The organism is Erythrobacter litoralis (assembly GCF_029760855.1).
Classification (GTDB): domain Bacteria; phylum Pseudomonadota; class Alphaproteobacteria; order Sphingomonadales; family Sphingomonadaceae; genus Qipengyuania; species Qipengyuania litoralis_A.
The window spans coordinates 388,073-411,502 of record NZ_SOSI01000002.1 but is presented as its reverse complement, the minus strand read 5'-3'; the positions used below and the strand labels follow the sequence as shown (position 1 = coordinate 411,502).

24 protein-coding genes are annotated in these 23,430 nt (G+C 64.1%); 17 read left to right on the top strand and 7 right to left on the bottom strand.

The annotated features are described in order from the left end of the window. Nucleotides 1-16 precede the first annotated feature (16 nt). Nucleotides 17-811: a glutamate racemase gene (gene murI / locus E3U23_RS04905; protein WP_279350082.1), complete on the bottom strand. Its 795-nt coding sequence runs from the start codon at nucleotides 809-811 to the stop codon at nucleotides 17-19. A 114-nt stretch (nucleotides 812-925) separates the two neighbouring features. Here murI and plsY point away from each other — a divergent pair, with 114 nt between their 5' ends. Beyond that, a complete protein-coding gene (gene plsY / locus E3U23_RS04900; protein ID WP_279350081.1) occupies nucleotides 926-1,528 on the top strand; it encodes a glycerol-3-phosphate 1-O-acyltransferase PlsY in 603 nt (200 codons plus the stop codon). After that, nucleotides 1,525-2,646, top strand: a complete 1,122-nt coding sequence (gene dprA, locus E3U23_RS04895) for a DNA-processing protein DprA (RefSeq protein WP_279350080.1) — start codon at nucleotides 1,525-1,527, stop codon at nucleotides 2,644-2,646. Before plsY ends, dprA begins: the two co-directional genes overlap by 4 nt. 3 nt (nucleotides 2,647-2,649) lie before the next feature. On the opposite strand, the gene E3U23_RS04890 is transcribed toward dprA, so the two are convergent. Further along, nucleotides 2,650-3,015, bottom strand: coding sequence for a hypothetical protein (locus tag E3U23_RS04890; protein ID WP_279350079.1), 366 nt, complete (start codon nucleotides 3,013-3,015; stop codon nucleotides 2,650-2,652). A 189-nt stretch (nucleotides 3,016-3,204) separates the two neighbouring features. Here E3U23_RS04890 and topA point away from each other — a divergent pair, with 189 nt between their 5' ends. From topA to E3U23_RS04875, 3 genes are read left to right on the top strand one after another with little or no spacing between them, the layout of a single operon-like run. Then, nucleotides 3,205-5,793 carry a type I DNA topoisomerase gene (gene topA / locus E3U23_RS04885; protein WP_279350078.1) on the top strand — a complete coding sequence of 863 codons (2,589 nt, stop codon included), beginning with the start codon at nucleotides 3,205-3,207 and terminating at the stop codon, nucleotides 5,791-5,793. Continuing rightward, nucleotides 5,793-5,975, top strand: coding sequence for a hypothetical protein (locus E3U23_RS04880; protein WP_279350077.1), 183 nt, complete (start codon nucleotides 5,793-5,795; stop codon nucleotides 5,973-5,975). The genes topA and E3U23_RS04880 overlap by 1 nt, the downstream gene beginning before the upstream one ends. A 40-nt stretch (nucleotides 5,976-6,015) precedes the next feature. Next, a complete protein-coding gene (locus E3U23_RS04875) occupies nucleotides 6,016-7,419 on the top strand; it encodes an MFS transporter (RefSeq protein WP_279350076.1) in 1,404 nt (467 codons plus the stop codon). On the opposite strand, the gene era is transcribed toward E3U23_RS04875, so the two are convergent. The 3 genes from era to lepB form a co-directional block, all read right to left on the bottom strand. Beyond that, nucleotides 7,420-8,325 carry a GTPase Era gene (gene era, locus E3U23_RS04870; RefSeq protein WP_279350075.1) on the bottom strand — a complete coding sequence of 302 codons (906 nt, stop codon included), beginning with the start codon at nucleotides 8,323-8,325 and terminating at the stop codon, nucleotides 7,420-7,422. 92 nt (nucleotides 8,326-8,417) lie between these two features. Beyond that, nucleotides 8,418-9,089 (bottom strand): ribonuclease III, encoded by a 672-nt coding sequence (rnc, locus tag E3U23_RS04865; RefSeq protein ID WP_279350074.1) that lies wholly within the window; start codon nucleotides 9,087-9,089, stop codon nucleotides 8,418-8,420. Then, nucleotides 9,086-9,916 carry a signal peptidase I gene (gene lepB / locus E3U23_RS04860; RefSeq protein WP_279350073.1) on the bottom strand — a complete coding sequence of 277 codons (831 nt, stop codon included), beginning with the start codon at nucleotides 9,914-9,916 and terminating at the stop codon, nucleotides 9,086-9,088. Before lepB ends, rnc begins: the two co-directional genes overlap by 4 nt. Nucleotides 9,917-9,985: 69 nt before the next feature. Here lepB and pgi point away from each other — a divergent pair, with 69 nt between their 5' ends. From pgi to E3U23_RS04840, 4 genes are all read left to right on the top strand, one after another. Then, on the top strand, nucleotides 9,986-11,575 hold the full coding sequence (gene pgi, locus E3U23_RS04855; protein WP_279350072.1) for a glucose-6-phosphate isomerase: 1,590 nt from the start codon (nucleotides 9,986-9,988) through the stop codon (nucleotides 11,573-11,575). Nucleotides 11,576-11,637: 62 nt separating this feature from the next. Beyond that, entirely contained in the window at nucleotides 11,638-12,669 is a 1,032-nt protein-coding gene (locus E3U23_RS04850) for an HWE histidine kinase domain-containing protein (RefSeq protein WP_279350071.1), read from the top strand. A 30-nt stretch (nucleotides 12,670-12,699) separates the two neighbouring features. Beyond that, a complete protein-coding gene (locus E3U23_RS04845) occupies nucleotides 12,700-13,686 on the top strand; it encodes a calcium/sodium antiporter (protein ID WP_279350070.1) in 987 nt (328 codons plus the stop codon). Between the two features lie 138 nt (nucleotides 13,687-13,824). Further along, nucleotides 13,825-14,046: a hypothetical protein gene (locus E3U23_RS04840; protein ID WP_279350069.1), complete on the top strand. Its 222-nt coding sequence runs from the start codon at nucleotides 13,825-13,827 to the stop codon at nucleotides 14,044-14,046. Here the strand turns inward: E3U23_RS04840 and E3U23_RS04835 are convergent. After that, nucleotides 14,043-14,798 carry a Crp/Fnr family transcriptional regulator gene (locus tag E3U23_RS04835; RefSeq protein ID WP_279350068.1) on the bottom strand — a complete coding sequence of 252 codons (756 nt, stop codon included), beginning with the start codon at nucleotides 14,796-14,798 and terminating at the stop codon, nucleotides 14,043-14,045. The genes E3U23_RS04840 and E3U23_RS04835 overlap by 4 nt on opposite strands. Before the next feature lie 385 nt (nucleotides 14,799-15,183). Here E3U23_RS04835 and E3U23_RS04830 point away from each other — a divergent pair, with 385 nt between their 5' ends. From E3U23_RS04830 to E3U23_RS04795, 8 genes are all read left to right on the top strand, one after another. Next, a complete protein-coding gene (locus E3U23_RS04830) occupies nucleotides 15,184-16,584 on the top strand; it encodes a DEAD/DEAH box helicase (protein ID WP_279350067.1) in 1,401 nt (466 codons plus the stop codon). Nucleotides 16,585-16,651: 67 nt separating this feature from the next. Continuing rightward, nucleotides 16,652-18,001, top strand: a complete 1,350-nt coding sequence (gene gor, locus E3U23_RS04825) for a glutathione-disulfide reductase (protein ID WP_279350066.1) — start codon at nucleotides 16,652-16,654, stop codon at nucleotides 17,999-18,001. Nucleotides 18,002-18,121: 120 nt separating this feature from the next. Further along, nucleotides 18,122-18,676 carry a TspO/MBR family protein gene (locus E3U23_RS04820; protein ID WP_279350065.1) on the top strand — a complete coding sequence of 185 codons (555 nt, stop codon included), beginning with the start codon at nucleotides 18,122-18,124 and terminating at the stop codon, nucleotides 18,674-18,676. A 44-nt stretch (nucleotides 18,677-18,720) separates the two neighbouring features. Continuing rightward, nucleotides 18,721-18,987 carry an accessory factor UbiK family protein gene (locus E3U23_RS04815; RefSeq protein ID WP_279350064.1) on the top strand — a complete coding sequence of 89 codons (267 nt, stop codon included), beginning with the start codon at nucleotides 18,721-18,723 and terminating at the stop codon, nucleotides 18,985-18,987. 52 nt (nucleotides 18,988-19,039) lie between these two features. Further along, nucleotides 19,040-19,273 carry a hypothetical protein gene (locus E3U23_RS04810; protein ID WP_279350063.1) on the top strand — a complete coding sequence of 78 codons (234 nt, stop codon included), beginning with the start codon at nucleotides 19,040-19,042 and terminating at the stop codon, nucleotides 19,271-19,273. A 27-nt stretch (nucleotides 19,274-19,300) separates the two neighbouring features. After that, on the top strand, nucleotides 19,301-19,900 hold the full coding sequence (gene recO / locus E3U23_RS04805) for a DNA repair protein RecO (protein WP_279350062.1): 600 nt from the start codon (nucleotides 19,301-19,303) through the stop codon (nucleotides 19,898-19,900). Then, nucleotides 19,897-20,961 (top strand): 3-isopropylmalate dehydrogenase, encoded by a 1,065-nt coding sequence (gene leuB, locus E3U23_RS04800; RefSeq protein ID WP_279350061.1) that lies wholly within the window; start codon nucleotides 19,897-19,899, stop codon nucleotides 20,959-20,961. Before recO ends, leuB begins: the two co-directional genes overlap by 4 nt. A gap of 32 nt (nucleotides 20,962-20,993) precedes the next feature. Continuing rightward, entirely contained in the window at nucleotides 20,994-22,127 is a 1,134-nt protein-coding gene (locus tag E3U23_RS04795; RefSeq protein WP_279350060.1) for a glycosyltransferase family 2 protein, read from the top strand. Here the strand turns inward: E3U23_RS04795 and E3U23_RS04790 are convergent, their stop codons facing one another. Further along, on the bottom strand, nucleotides 22,128-23,399 hold the full coding sequence (locus E3U23_RS04790) for a phospholipid carrier-dependent glycosyltransferase (RefSeq protein WP_279350059.1): 1,272 nt from the start codon (nucleotides 23,397-23,399) through the stop codon (nucleotides 22,128-22,130). It abuts the gene before it with no gap. Nucleotides 23,400-23,430: the final 31 nt, after the last annotated feature.

Below are 23,430 nucleotides of genomic sequence, written 5' to 3'. Positions count from 1 at the left end.
GAGCGGTTCGCAAGTATCAGAAGACGCGCAGATCGCTGATCGCGTAGAGATCGAAGGCCGCCTTCAGGCGCTCGAAATCGTCGAGCGGTCCGGTGGTAACGGCGAAATCCGGCGCGTCGCGGTTGAATGTCTGACCCTTGGTCAATGTCGCGATCCGCTGCGCAATGCCTTTCGAACCGTGGACGAAAGAAATGTCCGGGCCGAAGGCTTCGCGCAGTTCGGGTTCGAGCAGCGGGAAATGCGTGCAGGCGAGGACGACGGTATCGATCTCGTTGCCGTGATGCTGGAGGAAGAGACCTTTCACCTCCTGTGCCACATCGTCCGCGGTGACGGTCTCGCCGCGCAGCTTCGCCTCGGCCAACTCCACCAGTCCGTTCGCCCCGTGCCGCAGCAGGCGCTTGCCCACCGCGAATTCCTTTTGAAGCTCGTCGACATAGGGCTGGCGCATGGTCGCCTCGGTGCCGAGCAGGCCGAATACGCCCGTTTCGGTCAAAGCGGCGGCGGGCTTGATGGCAGGCACCGTGCCGACGATCGGCAGTTCCAGCACGTCACGCACCATGGCCAGTGCGATGGTGCTGGCTGTGTTGCAGGCGATGCAGATCAGGCGGGGATGATAGCGTTCGGCCATCCGCCCGAGCAGTCCGCAGACCCGCGCGGCAATCTCCGCCTCGCTCTTCGCGCCATAGGGCAGGCCGGCCATATCGGCGGCGTAGATCACCGGCGCTTCCGGCAAAAGAGTGCGGAGTTCGCCGAGGACGGTCAGGCCGCCGACGCCGGAATCGAACAGCAGGATGGGGGAAGATGCGTGCAAGTTTTTATCCGTTCGTCCTGAGACTGTCGAAGGACTGTTTTTCTTATCCATTCCGGCTCTAAAAGAAACGGCGGCCCTTCGACAAGCTCGGGGCGAACGGTTAGAGGCGAGGTTATGGAATTCGGGGCAATCACGATCACCACCCTCTGGGCCGCGCTGCTCGGCTATGCGTTCGGCTCGATCCCGTTCGGCCTGATCCTCACGCGCCTCGCCGGAAAGGGCGATGTGCGCAAACAGGGCAGCGGCAATATCGGGGCGACCAATGTGCTGCGTACAGGCTCGAAAGGGCTGGCGGCGGGTACTCTGCTGCTCGATCTGGCTAAGGGGCTGGTGCCTGTTCTTATCGCGCGCGAACTGTTCGCGTTCGACATGGGTTGGACGGCGCTGTTCGCGGTGATCGGACACTGCTTTCCGATCTGGCTCGGCTTCAAGGGTGGCAAGGGCGTGGCGACCAATGCGGGCGTATGCTTCGGCCTCGCCTGGCAGCTGGGCGTGGTTTATGCGGTGGTCTGGATCAGCCTCCTCGCGATTACGCGGATCAGCTCGGTTGCGGGCATGGGTGCGGTGATCGCGGCGGCGATTGCGGCATGGGTGTTCGACTGGCCGACCTTCGGCAAGGTGCTCGTGCTCGTTGCCTTGCTGATCGTCTTCCTCCACCGTACCAATATCGCGCGGCTGATGGCCGGAACCGAACCCCGGGTCGGCACCAAGAAATGAGCCTTCCGGCGGCGGCGGAACTGACGCAAGGCGAGGCGTTCGCACGCATTCGCTTGCTGCGCTCGCCGAATATCGGACCGGTCAGCTACACGGTATTGCTCGCTCGCTTCGGAACCGCACAGGGTGCGCTCGACGCCTTGCCCGACCTTACCGGTCGCGGCGGCAAGCCCTATCGCATCGCCCCCGCCGACCGGATCGAACGGGAGGTGGACGCCGTCCGCAAGGCCGGTGCGCGCTATCTGTTTCACGACCAGCCGGACTATCCCGCGCTGCTCGGCGAGATCGACGGCGCGCCGCCGATCCTGATCTATCGCGGCGATATCGCGCTTGCCGCCAAACCCTGCGTGGCGCTGGTCGGCGCGCGCAATGCCAGCGCGGCGGCGGTCCGGTTGGCGCGCGACTTCGGCAGCGGACTGGCGGAGGCGGGGTTTACCGTGGTTTCCGGCCTCGCGCGCGGCATCGACGGAACTGCGCATGAAGGCGCGCTCAATTCTTCGAACGGGCCGCGAACCATCGGAGTGATCGCCAGCGGGATCGACATCGCCTACCCTCCGCAGCACGAGGCTTTGCAGGAGCGAATTGCGAAAGAAGGTTTGCTCCTCGCAGAACAGCCACCCGGTACCGAACCGCGGGCCAGCCACTTTCCCAGCCGCAACCGCATTATCGCAGGGCTTGCGGCGGGAACTCTGGTTGTGGAGGCGGCGGTCAAATCCGGTAGCCTCATCACCGCGCGTCTGGCGGGCGAGGCGGGGCGCGAGGTCATGGCGATCCCCGGCAGCCCGCTCGAAGCGCGCAGCCACGGCTGCAACCACCTGATCCGCGAAGGGGCGGTGCTGGTCCAGACGCCGGAAGACGTCGCCGAACTGCTGACCGGGTTCGACGGCAGCCCACGCTCAACCTTTCGCGAACCGGCGGCGGCCTTCGACTACGCGCCCGAAGAACTGGGGGAAGCCGAACCCGCCGATATCGCGGCCCTGCTGACAACCGCTCCTGTCGCGGTGGACGAACTGGTCCGCCAATCCGGTCAGGGCGCGGCGGCCGTGCAGCTTGCCTTGATGGAGCTGGAGATCGCCGGCACGCTGGAACGGCACGCCGCCGGCAGGGTCAGCCTGCGATAGGCCTCAACCTTCGCGCAGGCGGTCTCGCTTCTTCTGGATATCGCGCAGCTTCTTTTCCGCCTTCTCGATATCCTTGGCGGTGCGGCGCATGTCCTTTTCCTCGTCCTCGAGCTTGTCCTTCGCATCCTCGAACTTGTCGCGCGCTTCCTTCACGTCCGAAATGTCGTCGCGCCGTTCCTCGTAATATTTCGCGAGCCGTTCTTCGAGCTTGGCGGCATCCTTGTTGTACCGTTCCCAGCGCTCGGCGTCCTTTTCGGAGAGGCTTTTCGGCGCAGTCACGATAATGGTGGGCATTTCTTCCTGAGCCAACGCGGCGGTGGCGGGCAGGGTCAGGGCGAGGGCGGTTGCGGCGGCGAGAGCCTTTCTCATGGCGAGAACCTTTCTGTCGTCGAAGGATGATTGTCGCGGCGATCGGGCGCCACACGAGGTCCCGATCTAGTAACTTTGTTCGCAATTGCAAAAAACAGGCGGCGAACAACCTGCTTGACGCCCCTGCGGAGCCGCCCCCATTTTCGCGCGTATACGCACATGCACACGTAAGGGACGCATTTCACACCCATGCAACTGGTCATCGTAGAATCGCCGGCCAAGGCGAAAACCATCGAGAAGTATCTCGGCAAGGACTTCAAGGTCCTCGCCTCCTACGGCCATGTCCGCGACCTGCCGCCGAAAGACGGCAGCGTCCGCCCGGACGAAGACTTCGCGATGGACTGGGAGCTTTATCGCGACAAGCAGAAGCGCTTCAAGGAAATCAGCGACGCGGCGAAGGGCGCGGACCGGCTGGTCCTCGCCACCGACCCCGACCGCGAGGGCGAAGCGATTTCCTGGCACGTGCGCGAACTGCTGGCGAAGCGCAAGGCGCTGCCCAAATCGGTCGACCGGGTCACGTTCAACGCGATCACCAAGCAGGCCGTGACCGACGCCATGAAGCGCCCGCGCGAGCTGGATCAGCCGCTGATCGACGCCTATCTCGCCCGCCGTGCGCTCGATTATCTCTACGGCTTCACCCTGTCGCCGGTATTGTGGCGCCGCCTTCCGGGTGCGAAGAGCGCGGGCCGGGTGCAATCGGTCGCTCTGCGCCTGATCGTCGATCGCGAGCGCGAGATCGAGGCCTTCCGGGCGGACGAATACTGGTCGGTCATCGCCAAGCTCGAACAGGACGGCACGCCGTTCGATGCGCGGCTGGTGAAGTATGACGGCAAGAAGCTCGAAAAGCTTACTCTCGGCGACGAGGGCAGCGCGAAGGCAGCGAAGCAGGCGGTCGAGCAGGCGAACTTCACGATCGAGGAGATCGAGACCAAGCCGTTGAAGCGCAATCCTGCGCCGCCGTTCACCACCTCGACCCTGCAGCAGGAGGCGGCGCGCAAGCTCGGCTATTCCGCCAGCCACACGATGCGGCTTGCCCAATCGCTCTATGAAGCGGGCGCGATAACCTACATGCGGACCGACGGCGTGCAGATGGACGGCAGCGCGATTACCGCCTGCCGCAAGGCCATCGCCGACCGGTACGATGCCTATTATCTGCCTGACAAGCCGCGCCATTATTCGACCAAGGCGAAGAATGCGCAGGAAGCGCACGAGGCAATCCGGCCGACCGATTTCGGGCGCGACCGCGCCGGTTCGGGCGACGAGGCGAAGCTGTACGACCTGATCTTCAAGCGCGCGATGGCGAGCCAGATGGCCGCCGCCCAGCTCGAACGCACCACCGTCACCCTGCGTGACGGGACCGGCAAGCACGAATTGCGTGCGACGGGGCAAGTGGTGAAGTTCCCCGGCTTCTTCGCCGTTTATCAGGAAGGGTTCGACGACAAGGACGACGACGAGGACGGCTTGCTCCCCAATATGAGCAAGGGCGATGCCCCGGCGAAGAAAGCGGTGGAAGCCAACCAGCATTTTACCCAGCCGCCCCCGCGCTTTTCCGAAGCGAGCCTCGTCAAACGGCTCGAGGAACTCGGCATCGGCCGCCCCTCCACCTATGCGAGCACGATCCAGACCCTCCGTGATCGCGCCTATGTTCGGATGGAGAAAAACCGTTTCTTCGCAGAGGAATCGGGTCGATTGCTCACGGCGTTTCTCGAACGGTTCTTCGACCGGTATGTGGCGTATGAATTCACCGCCGGGATGGAGGACGAGCTCGATACCGTGTCCGACGGGCGCGAGGAGTGGAAGAAACTGCTCGAAGCGTTCTGGCGTGACTTCAAGCCCAAGACCGAAGAGGTGATGGACAAGAAGCCCTCGGAAGTGACCGAGGTGCTGGATGAATTCCTGTCCGACTACCTCTTCCCCGAACGCGCCGACGGGCACGAGCCGCGTTGGTGCCCGCTGTGCGACAAGGAAGGGCGCGAAGGGGGCCGGCTGGCGCTGCGCGGCGGACGTTACGGCGCGTTCGTCGCCTGTGCCAATTATCCCGAATGCACTTTCACCCGCCAGTTCGCCAAGCCAGGTAGCGAGGGCGACGACGGGGCGGAAGATGCGATTCTTGGCGAGGATCCCGACACCGGCCTGCCGGTCGAACGCAAGACGGGGCGGTTCGGCCCCTATGTCCAGCTCGGCGAAGGCAAGGAGGCGAAGCGTGCGAGCATTCCCAAGGATCTCGACGATTTCGATCTCGAATGGGCGCTGAAGCTCCTGAGCCTGCCGCGTATTGTGGGCGCGCATCCGGAGACCGGAAAGGAAATTGAAGCCGCGATAGGGCGTTACGGCCCATACCTCCGCCACGATGGCAAGTATGCCAAGCTGCAAACCACGCGCGATGTGTTCGAAACCGGCATGAATGCCGCCGTCTCGCTCCTCGCAGAAGCAGCCAATCGCAAGGGCGGCGGGCGGCAGAAGGCCGAGCCGATCAAGACGCTGGGCGAGCATCCGACCAGTGGCGCCGAAATGAAGGTGATGCCCGGCCGCTATGGCCCCTATGTCACCGACGGCACGACCAATGCGACCATCCCGAAGGACATGAAACCGGAGGATGTGACGGAAGCGCAGGCCATCGAACTGATCGATGCCCGCGCGGCCAAGGGTCCGGCGAAAAAGAAGAAAAAGGCGCCGGCCAAGAAGAAGGCGCCCGCGAAGAAAAAGGCCGCCGCCAAGAAACCGGCGGCGAAGAAGGCGCCGGCGAAGAAAGCTGCAACGAAGAAGGGGGATGCCTGATGGCGAAGGAGTTTTTCGAACGGCACAAGCAACCCTGGAAAGCCGACGAAGCGGGGCAATTGCGCACACTCGCCGGCAAGGGCAAAGGCCTGAAGGAAATTGCGAAAGCGATTGGGCGGAGCGAAGAATCGACCAAGGATTTCGCCAAGAAGAACAAGATCGGGATCCAGAAGAAGCGCTGACACTTCGGGACCGATGCGGGCCGAGCGCCGTTAAAGCGTGATGCCCGCCGATACCGCACCTTCATCTCCTCCAATCGAGCGAACGGAGGAGGAAGACGGGCTGCCCATGCCGCGCCGCATCTGGGCTATCGTCGCGATCAGTTTCGGCACCGCGCTCTTCGTGCTGGACGGTAATGTCGCAAACGTCGCCTTGCCGACCATTGCGCGCGATCTTGGCGTGTCGAATGCCGATGTGACCAACGTCGTCACGGTCTACCAATTGGTACTGGTCATGGTCCTGCTGCCGTTTTCCAGCATGGGGGACCGGATCGGGCACCGCACGCTGTACCAGGCGGGGCAGGCGATCTTCCTCGTCGCCTCTGCGCTGACTTTCTTTGCGAACGACTTTCTGATGCTGCTGGCCGTGCGCGCAGGGCAGGCGCTGGGCGCAGGTATGGCGCTTAGCGTTTCGGCGGCAATGCTGCGTGCGACTTACCCGGCACGCAGTCTCGGCAGCGGGATGGGCATCAATTCGGTCGTGGTCGCGAGCTCGGCAGCCATCGCGCCGACGCTGGGGGGCTTTGTAGTCGAGCATGTCGACTGGCGCTGGGTCTTCATAGCCGGCGCGCCGATGGCCTTGCTGTCGCTGCTGGTCGGGCGAAGCCTGCCCGATCCGGTGAAGCTGCTCGACCGAAAGCGCGAGACGCTGAGCGGCGTATGGAGCGCGCTGACCCTCTTACTGTTGATCGGCGGCCTCCAATGGGCGACGCACGGGGCTGAGTGGTGGCCGGGGGCCGTGGCAGCGGCAATCGGCGTCGTCTCGCTCCTGCTGCTGATCCGGCGCGAGCGTGCGCGCGAGAACCCGGTGCTGCCGGTCGATCTGCTGGCGACACCGGTGCTTGGCCTTTCGGCGCTGGCCGCCGTCGCAGCCTTCATGGCGAGTGGCGGGATCATGATTTCCCTGCCGTTCCTGTTCCAGCAAAGCTTCGGTTACAGCGCGGCGGAAGTCGGCCTACTCCTGCTGCCGTTCCCGCTCACCCTCCTGTTCGTCGCGCCTTTCGCAGGCTGGCTGTCCGACCGCATCGCGGCGACCAAGCTCGGCCTGACCGGCATGGCGCTGGCGATCCTCGGGCTGGCCTTGCTGATGACGATGGGCAACGATCCGGGCTGGCAGGCGATCGCGTGGCGACTGGCAATCATGGCGGCGGGCTTCGGCCTGTTCTTCGCCCCTAATTCGCGTTTGATTATCGGGCGTGCCCCCAAGGCGCGAGCGGCGGCGGCCGGCGGAATGCTCTCGACCTCGCGCCTGCTCGGCCAGACCTTGGGCGCGGCGATGATCGGCGTACTCTTGGCGGCAAACCTCGGCACCGGCCCCGCACCGATGGCGGCGGCCATGATCTTATGTGTGCTGGCGGCGGCGTGCGGACTGACGCGGTTTTTGACAGTGCGCCGACAGGCCGGCTGATTACCGCACCCAGTCCAGTCCCATTTCCTCGAACATTTCCTTGTCGTCGACCCATCGCTCGTCGGTCTTGACGTGCAGGAAGAGATGGACCTTGCGGCCGAGCATGTCGCCAAGTTCCGCGCGAGCCGCGCTGCCGATTTCCTTGATCCGGCTGCCGCCCTTGCCGAGCACGATGGCGCGCTGGTTGTCGCGCGCGACCACGATCTGCTGGTGGATTTCCACGCTGCCGTCGGGGCGTTCGATGTATTTTTCGGGCCGCACCGCGCTGTCGTAAGGCAGTTCCTCGTGCAGCTGCTTGTAGAGCTGTTCGCGCGTGATTTCGCAGGCGAGCAGGCGTTCGCTCGCATCGGAGACCTGGTCTTCGGGATACATCCACGGGCCTTCGGGCATGGTGTCGGCCAGCGCCTGCTTCATTTCCGGTACGCCGTCGCCGGTGAGGGCGGAAACGAAGAACACCTCGGCGAAGTCGATCTTGTCGCCCAGTTCCTGCGCGAGGGCGAGCAGTGGCTCCTTCTTCGCCCGATCGACCTTGTTGAGGACGAGGATCTTGCGCTCGGGCCGGTTCGCGAGCGCCTCGACCAGCGGTTCGAGTTCGTGGCGGCGCTGCTTGATCGGATCGACCAGCAGCAGCAAGGCATCGGCGCTTTCCGCGCCTTCCCACGCCGCGCTGACCATCGCCCGGTCCAGCCGCCGCTTGGGCGCAAAGATGCCGGGCGTGTCGACGAGGATCATCTGCGTCTCACCATGCAGCGCGATGCCGAGCATCCGCGCACGCGTGGTCTGGGCCTTGGCGCTGGTGATCGCGACCTTCTGGCCGACGAGCTGGTTCACCAGCGTGGACTTGCCGGCATTGGGAGCGCCGATAACGGCGACGACGCCGCATTTGGTTCTATCGTGATCTGACATCGATTATCCGTTCGCCCTGAGCTTGTCGAAGGGCTGATTTCCTTGAGACTGGTTTGAAAGACCGGTGACCTGCCGAGGCATAGGAACCGCGCTCACGCAAAGCGATCCATGAAGGCTTTCGCCGCCGCCTTTTCCGCTTCGCCCTTGCTCGAGGCGACCGCTTCCGCTTCGCCGACCTTGTGGACTTTCACCCGCACGGTGAACTGCGCCGCGTGGTCCGGGCCGGAACGGTCGATAACCTCGTATTCCGGCGGTTTCCTGCGATTGCCCGCCGCCCATTCCTGCAGTGCGCTCTTGGGATGCTTGCTTTCGCCTGCGCCGCTTTCCAGCGCGGGCCGCCAGAGGATATGCACAAGCTCGCGCGCCGCGCCGAAGCCGTTCTCAAGGAACTGCGCGCCGAGGAGGGCTTCCATCACGTCGCCGAGGATGTTGTCGCTATCCTGCCCGCCGTCCGACCGGGCCTGCTTGGAGATGCGCACATGCGCGCCGAGGCCGATATCGCGGGCAATGATGGCGCACATCTCGCGGCTGACGATGGCGTTGAGGCGCTGGGCGAGCTTGCCTTCCGGCTCGTTCGAGCGTTCGTACAGCCAGTCGGCGATGGACAGGCCGAGCACACGATCACCGAGGAATTCGAGCCGCTCGTAATTCTGTTTTTCGCCGGTGCTGCCGTGGGTCAGCGCAGACTGCCAAAGCGCGGCGTCCTTCACCTCAAAGCCGATCCGCTCCAGCCATTCACGGCTTTCGTGCAGGAGAGCGGTCATATCGCGCTGCCGATCCGGTCCCAGCGGGCGGCGGTGAACCACGTCCACGGCAGCAGCCATTCTGCGCTGCCGTCGGTGGACCACAGCACCATGCTGGCGCGCCCCACGAGAAGGTCGGTATCGACGAGGCCGACGCCGCCGCCGGCATAGGAAGGAAAGCGGCTGTCCATCGAATTGTCGCGGTTGTCGCCCATCACGAACATCCGCCCTTCGGGTACGATCTGTGGTGCAAAGTCGTCCTGCTGCATGGCGCCAAAATCGAGCGTCGGATAGCTTTTGCCCGAAGGCAGGGTTTCGATGAATTGCCGATATCGGCACGCCGGACCCTCCGCCGTTTCGACCACCGTGCCGCCGCGCGGCTCGCAATCGGTATTCGCGCTCATGGCGAGTAGGAACGGCGCGGCCGGTTCCTTGGGGAGGGGTTCGCCGTTCAGGATCACCTGACCGCTGCGCATGGCGACCGTATCGCCGGGCAGGCCGATTACGCGCTTCACGTAATCCGTCCCGTCGACCGGATGCTTGAAGATGACCACGTCGCCCCGTTCGGGCAGGGAAGCGAAGATGCGCCCTGGGATCAGCGGCAGTTCAAAAGGCAGCGACAGGCGCGAATAGCCATAGGGCCATTTCGCCGCGACCAGATAATCGCCATTGCGCAGGCCCGGCAGCATGCTCTCGCTCGGGATGGTGAAGGGCGAGAAGATGAAGCTGCGGAAAATAACCACCGCCAGCACGAGCTTGATCAGGAATCGTGCGAAATCGCCCCAATCTTCTTCCTTGGCTTCATCGTCCTTCGACGGGGCGTTATTTGCGAGCGCCTGATCGGTCATGCGGGGTTCTCAAACATGGCGGATGTGCCTAGTCGCACGAGGCCGAACACGAAAGGATTTTTGCGCGCCATGACCAGCCCCGCCGCCGCTGATATCTGGGACCGCCTCAAGGCCCTGCCGCAGCCGACCCTGCTTGAACTATTCAGCACAGAACGCGACGGCGGCGAGGGGCAGGACGAGCCGGGCGGGGCGGACCGCGTGGCGATGCTGAGCGGCAGGCTGGAACTGGCCGGGGAAGACGAGGCAGGCGATCCGATGGCGCCAGGCGGCATCCTGTTCGACTGGTCGAAAACCCATCTCGATCGCGCGGTCCTCTCAGTGTTCGAGGAACTCGCCGAAGCGATGGACTTCGCCGGAATGCGCGCCAAGCTGTTCGCGGGAGAGGTCGTCAACCCGACGGAAGGCCGCGCCGCCGATCATGCGACCCTGCGCGGCGTGGGCGATGCGGCGAAGGTGGAGGAAGCCGCCGCGCTGATCGACCGGATGGGCATGCTGGTCGAGGCGATCCGTGGCGGGGCGCTCGGCGAGATCAAGCACCTCATCCATGTCGGCATCGGCGGCAGCGCATTGGGCCCGGCATTGGGCGTCGATGCGTTGAGCCGCGATCTTTCACTGTGCGATGTGCACGTGGTCTCGAACATCGACGGGGTTGCGCTCGAACAGGCATTCGCCGCCTGCGATCCGGCGACGACACTGATCGCGGTTGCCAGCAAGACCTTCACCACGATCGAGACCATGACCAATGCCGAAAGCGCGCTGAAATGGCTGCGCGACAATGGCGTCTCCGATCCGGGCGGGCGGGTCGTAGCGCTCACTGCCGCGCCAGATAAGGCGGTGGAATGGGGCGTCGACGAAACGCGCATCCTGCCGTTCCAGGAAAGCGTCGGCGGGCGCTATTCCATCTGGTCGAGCATCGGCTTTCCCATCGCGATGGCCGTGGGCATGGACGATTTTCGCGCCATGCTGGCTGGTGCCGCTGCGGTGGATGCGCATTTCCGCGATACCGACGGCGCGGACAATCTCGTCCTTCGCGCTGCCTTCGCCGATCTCTATTACACTCGCGTGCGTGGCTGCCAGACCCGCGCGGTGTTCGCCTATGACGAGCGGCTCGGCCTGTTTCCCGACTATCTTCAGCAGCTAGAAATGGAGAGTAACGGCAAGCGCGTGACCGCCGATATGCAGCCTGTCGATGGGCCGACTGCGCCGATCACCTGGGGCGGGGTGGGCACCGATGCACAGCACGCCGTGTTCCAGCTGCTCCACCAGGGCACGCACCTCATTCCCGTCGACTTCATAGCCAGCATCGCGCCGGGCGACGATCTCGACCCGGCGCATCACCGAATCCTGCTGATGAACTGTTTCGCGCAAGGCGCCGCACTGATGGCGGGCAAGAAGGGCGAAGACCCGGCGCGCAACTATCCCGGCGACCGGCCGAGCGCGACCATCCTTTGCGACGACCTCGACGCGAGCACGCTGGGCGCGCTGATCGCGTTCCACGAACACCGCGTGTTCGCCAGCGCCGTGCTGATGGGCATCAATCCGTTCGACCAGTTCGGCGTCGAACTCGGCAAGCAAATGGCGAAGGCGATCGAGCAGGGCGGCGAAAAATTCGACGCCAGCACGAATGCGCTACTGGCGGCAGCGGACCTAACCGATTAGACGCGGTGGCCTCGATGGGCTATGTCCATCATTCCGTTGAACGGGAATACCGATAGATGCCGATGGACCGGCTCCGCCGCGAACTCGCCGAAAGCCGCATGCAATTCGAAGCGCTTGCGGATAACATTCCTCAGCTTGCCTGGATGGCGGACGGAACAGGCTCGATCTTCTGGTACAATCGCCGGTGGTACGATTTCACCGGCACGACACTGGAGGAAATGCAGGGCTGGGGGTGGAAAAGCCTTCATGATCCGGAACTTCTGGATGGCATTACCGAGCGATGGACGGCTGCGATCGCGGCGGGTGAGCCGTGGGAAGATACGTTTCCCCTCCGCTCCGTGCATGGCGATTATCGCTGGTTCCTCTCGCGCGCCTTGCCGGTTACGGACGAGAACGGCAAAGTTGCCCTGTGGTGCGGCACCAATACCGACATTACCGACAGGCGCGAAAATGCCGAACGTATTCTGTTGCTCATGCGTGAGGTAAATCACCGCGCGCGCAACATGCTGTCCATGGTGCAGGCTATCGTGAATCGTTCCGCCGGAGCAGAGAGCGATCTTGCGCAATCGATCGCCGCGCGGATCGAAGCGCTCGCGGCCAATCAGGACATCCTCAACGATCACGATTGGCAGGGGGCCGATCTCGGTTCGATCATTCGCCAGCACGTGACGCGGGCCACCCGCAACCTCGACAATGTGGTGACCTTCGAGGGTCCTGACGAACTCGTGCTTCGCCCGTCCGTGGCCGAGGCGATCGGCCTCGCCATGCACGAGCTCGCCACCAATGCGATCAAGTACGGCGCTCTATCCCAAGATGGCGGCGAAGTTACGATCGAATGGAAGTTGGACGACGATCCCCAGCGTCCGAGCCTCTCCGTCCTCTGGAAGGAAACGGGCGGGCCGCCCGTCTCCGCTCCGGACCGACAGGGCTTCGGCACGACGGTCATCAAGCGGTTTCCCGAAATGGCGACGGGGGGAAAGGTCGACATCGCCTACAAGGCTGAAGGTGTACGCTGGGTGCTGACGGCGCCGAAGGATGCGGTACTCGCGAATACCGTCCCGCTGATTTCGAAGATCGAGGGTCTCACACAGTAGGCTGCGCGCGTACATAAATATCGAACACCCATGATGCTTTCCTCCGCGCTCTTCCTGCTTCTCGGTTTCGTCCTGCTCGTCGGTGGCGGTGAACTGCTCGTGCGCGGCGCGGTGCGCATTGCCGAGCGCTTCGGCCTGTCGCCGATGCTGATCGGGCTGACCATCGTGGGGCTCGGCACATCGATGCCGGAACTGGCCGCCAGCGTTCAGGCTGCTCTTCAGGGTTCACCGGGCATCGCGGTTGGCAATATCGTGGGCTCCAATCTGGCGAATACCCTCCTGATTCTCGGGGCGGGAGCTCTCATCGCGCCCGTGCTGATTCACCGGACGGTCCTGTGGCGCGACGGGTTGGTCGGTCTCGGCGGTGTCCTGCTGCTGATCGTCGCTTCCGTCACCTTCGGCCTCGACCGTATCGTCGGCAGCGTATTCCTCGTCATTCTCGCCGCCTATCTATGGATCGCCTATCGGCAGGAAAGGCAGGGGGCGGAGCAGACCGCCGCGTCCAGCCGTGCCGCTGCCGTGGAGGAAACGGATGGCTCCCTTCGTCCGCATGAAGAACCCACCGGCTCGTTCGCGCTGGCGGTGGGGACCTTTCTCGGCGGCCTCGTGCTGATCGTGGCCGGCGGGGTTGTGCTGATCGACGCCGCGGTCGCGATTGCGTCCGATCTCGGCGTGTCGGACGAGGTGATCGGCCTGACCATCGTGGCCGCCGGCACGAGCTTTCCCGAACTCGTCACCACGGTCGTTGCGGCGGTTCGCAAGCAGGGCGACATCGCACTGGGCAATGTGCTCGGCTCGAATATCTTCAACATCTTCTTCATCGGCGGCATCACCGGCTTGGTGGCCCCCGGCCCGATCCCCGCATCGATCGCGGCGGTCGACCTGTGGGTCCTCTTCGGCGCTACGGTTGCGGCGTTGATCTTCGCCTTCACCGGCGGGAGACTCGGCAGGCGCGAAGGCGGCGTCTTGCTGGCGGCTTACGTCGCCTTCATCGCGTCCACCGTCGCCTCGGCATAAGCGGGAAACAGCCGCGGGTTGGTTTTCGCGGACCGCCAGCGCGTACAATCGCACTCGCATTTGTTTGATTCCGTCTTTGATGCACGACCGATAGCGTGCTAAAACCTACGCTGCGTTCCTGTCTGATGGAGGTGGGCCATGGACGCGGCTGCGAAGTATCATCGATACGAACTGGTCTTCGACGAGCGTGGGTTGCACCGCAAGGTCGCGTTCGAGTCTGCCGATCGCTCGGCGCTATTCACCGAACATTGCCGCGTAGGCGGGACCTACGAGATCGTCGAGGACGGCGTATGTATCGGGCGCGCATCCTATGACGAGCAAGGCGGCTTCTGGGTGCTGCACGGGCAAACCCCGGCTTAGCTGCATTCCGGATTGACGACGCGCGGTCCTGCGGGATGGAGATATGCGGGGTCGAAACTGGAAAGCCGTTTCATTGCCTCGAAATCGTCGATCGAGAATGTGCGGCCGATCGAACTGATCATGCCGTGTTCGCGCAATTGCTGAAGCGACCGGTTGGTATGAACCGCACTCAGTCCGACGGCGTCGGCAAGATCGTTCTGGGTGATCGGCATGACGAATTTGTAGCCCTCGGTCCGTCCGATTCGCGACAGTTTGTGAAAGATTTCCAGGATGAGATGGCCGACCCGCCCAACCGCCACGCGGCGCCCGACATTCAACATCCATTCGCGGAAGACGGCGGCATCGACAAGCGTATCGAACCAGAACGCATGGGCCCATTCGGGTTGATCGATCGTGAGTTGCAGCACCGCATTGCAGTCGATACGCAGGACCGTGGTCGGCGAATGCGTGCGTATCCCGTGATCCGATACGAGAAGAAGCGCGGATTGGAGATCGACCATATCGTTGTCGAAATGGAACGAGTTGATCTGGCGCTCGCCATTGGGAAGGGTCTTGAAGCGGCTGACGCATCCCTGAATAATCAGGCAGCACCGTGACGTGCGGTCGTCCTCGCGCACGATCTCTCGATAGATGTCGTAGTGTTCGGGCTCCACCGGCAAGGCAAGAAAGGCGTCACGCGCGTCTTGGGATAAGGGCCGCCTTGATTCAATTTTTGCGAGATAACCTTCGAGCGGATTGTCGCGTTCAATCAAAATGTGCTCCTCACGAAGGGGGGGAGCGCAATTCAGTCTCTCAGCCACCGGTTCCCGCGTAGATGCCCGATGATGGGGCTGGAATATACTGATCCGGGTTTGAATCCAACAAAGGTTGCGAACTTCAAGGCAACGCACGAAAGCAGGCTGCGCAAGGGTGACGCTGGGCCTGCTCGGCACGTCGCAATTGACTTAAGCGTAATAAGCGACCACATGCCCTCCAACCGAAGCGCTGTACGCCAGCGTGAAGCGGCGGATTCAATGATCCGCCCCGGCGCGCGCTTCGACCGATTTTCTCAAGCTTCCCTATTCACGCGGGCGGTTTCCACCCCCGCGCCGCGCATGGTGCGATTGCCCATGCGCGCCGCATGTAATGCGAGTTTTCATGACCACGACATTCAACGACCTCGGGCTGTCGCAGCCCGTTCTCCAGGCGCTCGACCTCAAGGGTTATACCGAGCCCACCCCCATCCAGGCGCAAGCCATTCCCCCTGTGCTCGAAGGGCGCGACCTTCTCGGCATTGCGCAGACCGGTACCGGCAAGACCGCCGCCTTCATGCTTCCCAGCATCGACCGGCTGCGCAATGCGGATAAGCAGACGCCGTTCAAATCCTGCCGCATGCTGGTGCTCGCCCCGACGCGCGAGCTTGCCGGGCAGATCGCCGACAGCGCGAAGGATTACGGCGCGCTCGCCGGCCTCAAGGTGCACAGCATCGTGGGCGGCACGTCCGTTAACAAGGATCGCAACAAGCTGCACCGCGGAACCGACATCCTCGTCGCCACGCCCGGCCGCCTGCTCGATCTGATCGACCAAAAGGCGTTCACGCTGGACAAGGTGGAAATCCTCGTCCTCGACGAAGCGGACCAGATGCTCGATCTGGGCTTCATCCACGCGCTGCGGCAGATCCACAAGCTGGCCCCGGCCGATCGGCAGACGCTGTTCTTCAGCGCCACCATGCCCAAGCAGATCAAGGAACTGGTCGGCCAGTACTGCCGCAATCCGGCGCAGGTTTCGGTAACGCCCGAAAGCACGACGGCTGAGCGGATCGAGCAGTATCTCTTCATGGTCCAGCAGGACGAGAAGCAGGACCTGATTGAGCTGATCCTGTCCGGTCGCCATCAGGTTCCGGGCAAGATCGAGCGTGTGCTCGTTTTCACCCGCACCAAGCACGGGGCGGACCGGGTGGTGAAGAAGCTCGCCCAGAAGGGCATTCCCGCCAACGCCATCCATGGCAACAAGAGCCAGCCGCAGCGCCAGCGCGCGCTCGACGAGTTCAAGCGGGCGAAGACGCCGGTGCTCGTGGCGACCGATGTCGCCGCGCGCGGGATCGACATCCCGGGCGTCAGCCACGTGATCAATTACGAGCTGCCGAACGTGCCCGAGCAGTATGTCCATCGCATCGGCCGTACCGCGCGGGCCGGGGCGGACGGCGTCGCCATCGCCTTCTGCGCCGAGGACGAGCGCGCCTATCTGAAGGACATCCGCAAGACCACCGATGCCGAGTTCGAGCGCCTGCCGCTGCCGGAGAATTTCCGTGCGGTGGTGGAAGGTGTCGGCCCGACCAAGCGGGAACAGAAGCCGCGTCTCGCACGCCCGAAGGTTCGCCCTGCCGGCAATGCGGCGGCGAAGAAGGGCCCGCCGAAGAAGAAGCATCCCGCACGTGCCGGCCAGCCGAAGCGCGAAGGCGGACAGGGCGGCGCGTCGCAAGGCAATGGGCAGGGCGGGGGCCAGGGCAATCGCCCCGCGCGCAATCGCAGCCGCAGCCGGCGTAGCGCGGCGCGGTAAGCACCGGTTGCCCTGAAGCGGCCCCGTCGCCATATCGCGCGCTCACAACGAAGCGGAGCGCGCACATATGGCCGACGAATACGATTACGACCTTTTCACGATCGGTGCCGGCTCCGGCGGGGTTCGCGCCAGCCGCGTATCCGCGGCGCACGGCGCGAAGGTCGCGATCGCGGAAGAACACCGGATCGGCGGCACCTGCGTCATCCGGGGATGCGTGCCGAAGAAGATGCTCGTTTACGGTGCACAGTTCGCCGAGGATTTGGAAGACGCGCAAAAATTCGGCTGGACAGTCGGTGAGACCAAGTTCGACTGGAAGGTCCTGCGCGACAACGTGTTCGAGGACGTGGATCGCATCAACGGCGCGTATACCAACACGCTCGAAACCCACGACGTCAAGATTTTCCACGAAAAAGCGCGGTTGACCGGCCCGCACGAAATTACACTGGATAGCGGCAAGGTCGTCACTGCGAAGCATATCCTCATCGCCACGGGCGCGACGCCGCATGTACCCGAATGCCCGGGGCACGAGCTGGGCTTCACCAGCAACGAGGCCTTCCATCTCGACGAATTGCCCAAGCGCATCCTGATCGCGGGCGGCGGCTATATCGCCAACGAATTCGCCGGCATCTTCAACGAGTTCGGCACCCACGTCACCATTATCAACCGCAGCGACAAGATCCTGCGCGGTTATGACGAGAGCCTGCGCGATCGTCTGCTGCAGATCAGCATGATGAAGGGCATCGAGTTCAAGTTCCACGCGGAATTCCGCGGGATCGAGAAGACCGACGAGGGTTGCCTGCGCGTCTCGATGACCAATCACGACGATATCGAGGTCGATGCCGTCATGTTCGCTACCGGCCGCGTACCGCACACGAAGGACTTGGGCCTCGAGGACGTTGGCATCGAGATGGGCGAGAAGGGCGAGATCAAGGTCGACCGGTTCTCCAAGACCAACATCGATCACATCTACGCCGTGGGCGACTGCACCGACCGGGTGCAGTTGACCCCCGTCGCCATCCGCGAAGGGCAGGCTTTTGCGGATACCGTGTTCGGCAACGATCCCACCAGCGTCAGCTACGATCACATCCCCAGCGCGGTCTTCAGCCACCCCCCGATGGCGGGTGTCGGCATGACCGAAGGCGAAGCGAAGAACCAGCTTGGCAGCGTCAAGGTCTACCTGTCGGACTTCAAGGCGATGAAGAACGTCGTCGCCGGACGGAACGAGCGCAGCCTCTACAAGATGATCTGCGACGGAGATTCCGGGCGCATCGTCGGGCTGCACATGATCGGGCCGGAAGCGCCGGAAATCATGCAGGCGGCGGCGATCGCGGTGAAGGCCGGGCTGACCAAGAAAGATTTCGACGCCACCGTGGCCCTGCATCCGACGATGGCCGAAGAACTGGTCCTGATGCGCTGACGAAATTGATCGCTCCGGCGGACAATTGCTCCGCCGGGGCACGGTTTTGCGCGGCGGATTGCGCGCAAGGCAACCCGCCGCCAAAAGGCGGTCTGGGCGAATCGCAGGGGGATTGCGGACATGAACATGCTGGCATCGCGCGCGCAATTGCGCGCGAGCTTCATCAGATGGGCGCTGTTTACCGTGCCGCTGTGCGTGTTGCTCGGCTTTCTGGCGGGACAACTCGGCGGTCCCGATACGGAGTGGTTCCGTAGCCTGGAAAAGCCGGCGATCTATCCGCCGCCCGCGACATTCGGCATCGTGTGGACCATTCTGTACATCATGATCGGCCTTGCGCTGGCGATGATTTGTGCCGCTTGGGGCGCGAAGGGGCGTGGGGCGGCGATCGCGGCGTTCGCCGTACATTTCGCCCTCAACCTCGCCTGGACGCCGACCTTCTTCGGGGCGCAGGAAATCACCGCCGCGCTCGTCGTGCTGCTGCTGGTCGACGTGACGCTGCTGGTCGTGATCGCGCTGTTCTGGCGTATCCGGCGCGCGGCGGGGCTGCTGCTCCTGCCGTATCTCGCATGGGTGCTGTTCGCGACCGCACTCAACTGGCAGTTCCTGCAGCTCAATCCGGAGGCCGATGGTGGGCTTCCCGGCGGCGCGCAGGATCGGGTGCAGATCGGCGCCTGACGCGCCTACTGGACAAACGGGGCGCGCCGTCCCATTTCTGCCCCATGCAGAGCCAGAACCCCCTCATCGCCGACTTCGTCAAACTCGCCAATTCCGCCGCCGGTACGCTGGCCGGCATGACCCGCGAAGCGCGCGAGACGGCGCGCGAGCGTGCCAAGGAAGCGTTCGGCGGAATGGACTTCGTCACGCGCGAGGAATTCGATGCGGTGAAGGCGATGGCTTCGCGCGCTCGCGAAGAGACGGAAAAGCTTGGCGCCCGCGTCGCTGCTCTGGAAACGGCCACTGCCGCGAAGGGCGACCAACAAAGCTAAGTTCTGAAACGCAAACGCTTTCCGGTCGTCTGGCCGGTGAAAGGCGTTTGCTATGTTCACACAGCTCGACACTCCCATTCCCCTCCACGTCCTCGGCAAGGGCGATGGCTATGCGCTTGCGGTCATCGATTACGGACAGGAGCACAACATTTTGTGGGTCACCGCGATCGACGAGACCGGCGAGATATGGTGCGCGCCCAACCCGCAAGTGCGGATGCAGGCGAACTGGTCGATGAGCCGGGGCAAGAGCCTCGCCGTCGCCGCGTCCAAGGAAACGATAGCCTGATCCGCTGGCCGCGCTAAGGCTGCGGCCATGCAGCTTCGCGCGCCCGCCATTCTCGTATCCGCCCGCTCGCATGGCGAGACGGCAGTGATCGCGCGCCTATTTAGTGAGGAAGCGGGCATCGTCGCCGCCTATATCGCCGGGGGACGGGGGCGGCAGCTTCGCCCCGTCGTCATTCCCGGCAATCTCGTCGCGGCGGATATTCGCGCGAAGAGCGACAGCCAGTTGCCGTTCGCCCGGCTCGAACTCGTGCGAAGTCGCGGGCCTTGGCTGTCCGAACCGCTGCCTGCCGCCGCCATCGCCTGGGTCTGCGCGCTGACCGCCAGCGCCTTGCCCGAACGCAACGTCTATCCGCGCCTCTATTCCGCGCTCCTCGCGCTGCTCGATGCGATCTGCAACGCGCCCTCGGCACGGGGGTGGGCGGGCGCGCTGGCGAGCTACGAAGTGCTGCTGCTGCGCGAACAGGGCTATGGCGGCGAGCGGCCCGAGATAGCGGACCTTGACGGCGCCTTGGAAATTCTGGGCCGCAGCGAACCCCTGATCGCCCGCTATCTGCTTGCGGACACCCGCGCCGACGTTCTAGCCGCGCGGACGCTGCTCGTGCAGCGGCTGAATCGGATGACGGCATGAAAATCGCGATCTTTCCCGGAGACGGCATCGGGCCCGAAGTGATCGAACAGGCCCGGCGGGTGCTCGATACACTGTCGCTGCACGGCCTTACGCTGTTCGAGGGCGATGTCGGCGGTATCGCCTATAAGCGCCATGGCCATCCGCTGCCCGCCGAAACGCTGGAAATGGCGAAAGCGGCGGACGCAGTGCTGTTCGGCGCGGTGGGCGATCCCGAATGCGACGATCTGCCGCGAGAACACCGGCCCGAACAGGCGATCCTCGGCCTGCGCAGCGAACTCGGCCTGTTCGCCAATTTGCGCCCCGCCGCCGGGTTCGCAGGGCTGGAAGACCTCTCGCCCCTGAAGCCCGAACTGGCGCGCGGGATCGACCTGCTGGTGGTGCGCGAACTCAACGGCGACGTTTATTTCGGCGACAAGGGCGAACGACAAAGCGACGGCGGGCGCGAGGGGTGGGACGCCATGTCCTACAACGAGGCCGAAGTGCGCCGCATCGCCCATCTCGGCTTTCAGGCGGCGCAGAAGCGGCGCAAGCGGTTGACCAGCGTGGACAAGGCCAATGTCCTCGAAACCAGCCGCATCTGGCGCGAAACGGTTATTGAGGTGGCGCGCGACTACCCCGATGTCGCGCTCGATCACATGTATGTCGACAATGCAGCGATGCAGATGGTGCGCAGCCCCGGCCAGTTCGACGTGATGCTGACCGGCAATCTGTTCGGCGACATCCTCTCCGACCAGGCGAGCGCGGTGGTCGGCTCCATCGGCCTGCTCGCCAGCGCCAGCCTCGGCGAACGTAAGACGGAGTATGGCACGTTCGGCCTGTACGAACCGATCCACGGCAGCGCGCCGGACATTGCGGGGCAGGGCGAGGCGAACCCCATCGCCACCATCCTCAGTCTCGCGATGCTCCTGCGCCATTCGCTGGGGCGCGAGGAGGATGCCCGCCGGATCGAGCGAGCCGTTTCTCAAGTCATTGCGTCGGACACGCGCGGCGCCGACCTCGGCGGCAGCGCTACGACAGCCGAAATCGGGGATGCGGTGCTAAGGGCGCTGCAATCTGCTTGAGGTTTGCGCGATATAAGGCATGAGCGCCCGCGATGACGCCGGACGCCGATCTTTCTCGCGACACACGCCGCCAAACGCTCGAACTCGCCATCGTCCTGCCGACGCTGAACGAGCGCGACAATCTTGCGCCGCTGATGACGCGGATCGAGGACGCGCTCGGACCGCAGGGGTGGGAAGTGCTGGTTGTCGACGATGATTCTTCCGACGGTACGGCCGAGGAAGCCCGCCGTCTCGCCCGCACCGATCCGCGTATCCGCGTGTTGCACCGGATCGGCAGGCGCGGCCTTTCGAGTGCCGCAATCGAAGGCTTCTGCGCGACCGCAGCCCCGTATGTCGCGGTGATGGATGCGGACCACCAGCACGATCCCGAGCTCCTCGTATCCATGCTGGACGCGGTGCGCGCGGGCGGGGCGGACGTCGCCGTCGCCAGTCGCTTTGCCGAAGGCGCAAGCATGGCGGAATGGAACCGGCCCGACCGCGAAAAACTCTCCGGCATGGCGAACACATTGGCGCGCAAGCTGACGGGCGTCGAACTCAGCGATCCGATGAGCGGCTTCTTCCTCCTGCGGACCGAGACCGCGCGCAGCCTTGCGCCGAAACTATCCGCTATCGGCTTCAAGATCCTGCTCGATCTCCTCGCCACCTCTCCCGCGCCGCTCCGCGTCAAGGATATCCCGATGAACTTCTCCGCCCGCCGCTCCGGCGAATCCAAGCTCGACCGCGCAATCGCGCTCGATTTCCTTGCCGGTCTTTACGACAAGAGCTTCGGGCGGTTCATTCCCACCCGCTTCGCCTTGTTCGGTACGGTCGGCGGGCTGGGCGTGCTGGTCCACATGGCCATCCTCTATGCGCTGATGGCGGCGACCGGATCGCAGTTCGGCTGGAGCCAGACGGCGGCCACCTTCGGCGCGATGACGTTCAATTTCTGGCTGAACAACTGGCTGACCTACCGCGACAAGCGGCTGACGACGCCGGGCAAACTGTTCGTCGGCTGGCTCAGTTTCATCGCGGCCTGTTCGATCGGCGCCTTCGCCAATGTCGCGGTGGCCACGACACTGTACGATAACGGCATGCATACCTTGCCCGCCGCCCTGGTCGGCATCGCGATCGGGTCGGTCTGGAACTTCGCGCTGTCGAGCCGCTTCGTCTGGGGCCGGTACAAATAGTCAGCGCCAGCCCGGCAGCCAGGTCCAGAATTCGAAAGCACGCGGCCCGGAGAGGGGCAGGGCGCTGAGGATCGGGAAGAAGACCGCAAACAGTCCCACGCTGAGAATTAGCACCCCGCCGCTCGTCTTGCGCCAGCCCGCGTTGCGCAAATCCGCCAGTGCCAGAGCCAAAGCGGCAAGCAGGAACATGCTCGGCAGGCTATAGTGATAATAGAACTGGATCGGCTTCGGGGCGACGACCCATAGTCCGAGACTGGCAACGTAGAGGAAGGCCACGGCGCCGTGTGCAGGCCAACGTTTCCAGGCGCCCGTCACGGCGCACCATAGCAGCGCCGGCAGGCCGAGCCACATCGTCAGGGGATTGCCGACGAGAAGGACGCCGCGCTGCGCCCCGTCGACGGGTTCGTAAAGGTACCAGATCGCCCGCGTGTTCAGCACCCATTGCTGCCACGTCGATTGATAGGGATGCGCCTTCTTTACCTGTTCCTGAAGGTCCAGCATGAAGCGGTGATGCGCGATCAGGCCTTCGGGGATCGCTTCGCGCGCATACAGGAAACCGGGAATGAAGGTCGCGGCATAGACTGCGAGCGGAACGACGCCGAGCCAGAGAGCCGCTTCCACCAAGGTTATTCCCGGCACAGGCATCCCGCGGCGGCTGAGCAGCAGGCGTCGCCGGCCCGCGCGCCATCGCAGCACGAGGAAGGCGAGGCTCGGCACCATCGCCAGCGGTATCGCATTCCATTTCGCACCCATAGCGAGACCGAGCGCGATACCCGCCAAAGCCAGCCGCCAGCGGCCCTTTTCCGGTTCGCGCATCGCCGCAGCCAATTGCCAATAGGCGACGGCGACGGCGCAGAGCATGAAGATATCGAGCATCGCAATGCGCGAGGCGACGAACAGGTGGAAGCCGGAGGCGATCAGGAGGCCGGTCGCGACCGCGGCAAAGCGGTCGAGCGTTCCGAACCAGATCGCGCGCATCGAGGCGAACAGAGCGAGCGTGCCGGCGAGCGACGGTATAAGGCGCCAGCCCCAGGGGTTGTCGCCGAACAGCGCGATGCCCAGTGCAAGCATCTCCTTGCCGAACAGCGGATGTTCGCGATTGGCGAAGCGGTTCAGCGTGAGCATTTCGCGGGCGGCGGGCAGGTAATGCACCTCGTCGAAATAGTCGGTCGACGGAATGGCGAGGTTCCACAGGAGCAGTGCCCAGAAGCCGAGCGCAATCGCCCAGCACCAGATCAGGGGATCGCGAGGTTGCTCTGGTGCGCGGGTCATCGGGCGGGGGGATTAAGCGAGCGTTTGCAGC

Bases quoted from the DNA above. Each gene is read 5' to 3' on its own strand.
- plsY (WP_279350081.1), top strand. From the start codon at position 926: ATGGAATTCGGGGCAATCACGATCACCACCCTCTGGGCCGCGCTGCTC.
- dprA (WP_279350080.1), top strand. From the start codon at position 1,525: ATGAGCCTTCCGGCGGCGGCGGAACTGACGCAAGGCGAGGCGTTCGCA.
- E3U23_RS04890 (WP_279350079.1), bottom strand. From the start codon at position 3,015: ATGAGAAAGGCTCTCGCCGCCGCAACCGCCCTCGCCCTGACCCTGCCC.
- topA (WP_279350078.1), top strand. From the start codon at position 3,205: ATGCAACTGGTCATCGTAGAATCGCCGGCCAAGGCGAAAACCATCGAG.
- E3U23_RS04880 (WP_279350077.1), top strand. From the start codon at position 5,793: ATGGCGAAGGAGTTTTTCGAACGGCACAAGCAACCCTGGAAAGCCGAC.
- E3U23_RS04875 (WP_279350076.1), top strand. From the start codon at position 6,016: ATGCCCGCCGATACCGCACCTTCATCTCCTCCAATCGAGCGAACGGAG.
- era (WP_279350075.1), bottom strand. From the start codon at position 8,325: ATGTCAGATCACGATAGAACCAAATGCGGCGTCGTCGCCGTTATCGGC.
- rnc (WP_279350074.1), bottom strand. From the start codon at position 9,089: ATGACCGCTCTCCTGCACGAAAGCCGTGAATGGCTGGAGCGGATCGGC.
- lepB (WP_279350073.1), bottom strand. From the start codon at position 9,916: ATGACCGATCAGGCGCTCGCAAATAACGCCCCGTCGAAGGACGATGAA.
- pgi (WP_279350072.1), top strand. From the start codon at position 9,986: ATGACCAGCCCCGCCGCCGCTGATATCTGGGACCGCCTCAAGGCCCTG.
- E3U23_RS04850 (WP_279350071.1), top strand. From the start codon at position 11,638: ATGGACCGGCTCCGCCGCGAACTCGCCGAAAGCCGCATGCAATTCGAA.
- E3U23_RS04845 (WP_279350070.1), top strand. From the start codon at position 12,700: ATGATGCTTTCCTCCGCGCTCTTCCTGCTTCTCGGTTTCGTCCTGCTC.
- E3U23_RS04840 (WP_279350069.1), top strand. From the start codon at position 13,825: ATGGACGCGGCTGCGAAGTATCATCGATACGAACTGGTCTTCGACGAG.
- E3U23_RS04830 (WP_279350067.1), top strand. From the start codon at position 15,184: ATGACCACGACATTCAACGACCTCGGGCTGTCGCAGCCCGTTCTCCAG.
- gor (WP_279350066.1), top strand. From the start codon at position 16,652: ATGGCCGACGAATACGATTACGACCTTTTCACGATCGGTGCCGGCTCC.
- E3U23_RS04820 (WP_279350065.1), top strand. From the start codon at position 18,122: ATGAACATGCTGGCATCGCGCGCGCAATTGCGCGCGAGCTTCATCAGA.
- E3U23_RS04815 (WP_279350064.1), top strand. From the start codon at position 18,721: ATGCAGAGCCAGAACCCCCTCATCGCCGACTTCGTCAAACTCGCCAAT.
- E3U23_RS04810 (WP_279350063.1), top strand. From the start codon at position 19,040: ATGTTCACACAGCTCGACACTCCCATTCCCCTCCACGTCCTCGGCAAG.
- recO (WP_279350062.1), top strand. From the start codon at position 19,301: ATGCAGCTTCGCGCGCCCGCCATTCTCGTATCCGCCCGCTCGCATGGC.
- leuB (WP_279350061.1), top strand. From the start codon at position 19,897: ATGAAAATCGCGATCTTTCCCGGAGACGGCATCGGGCCCGAAGTGATC.
- E3U23_RS04795 (WP_279350060.1), top strand. From the start codon at position 20,994: ATGACGCCGGACGCCGATCTTTCTCGCGACACACGCCGCCAAACGCTC.
- E3U23_RS04790 (WP_279350059.1), bottom strand. From the start codon at position 23,399: ATGACCCGCGCACCAGAGCAACCTCGCGATCCCCTGATCTGGTGCTGG.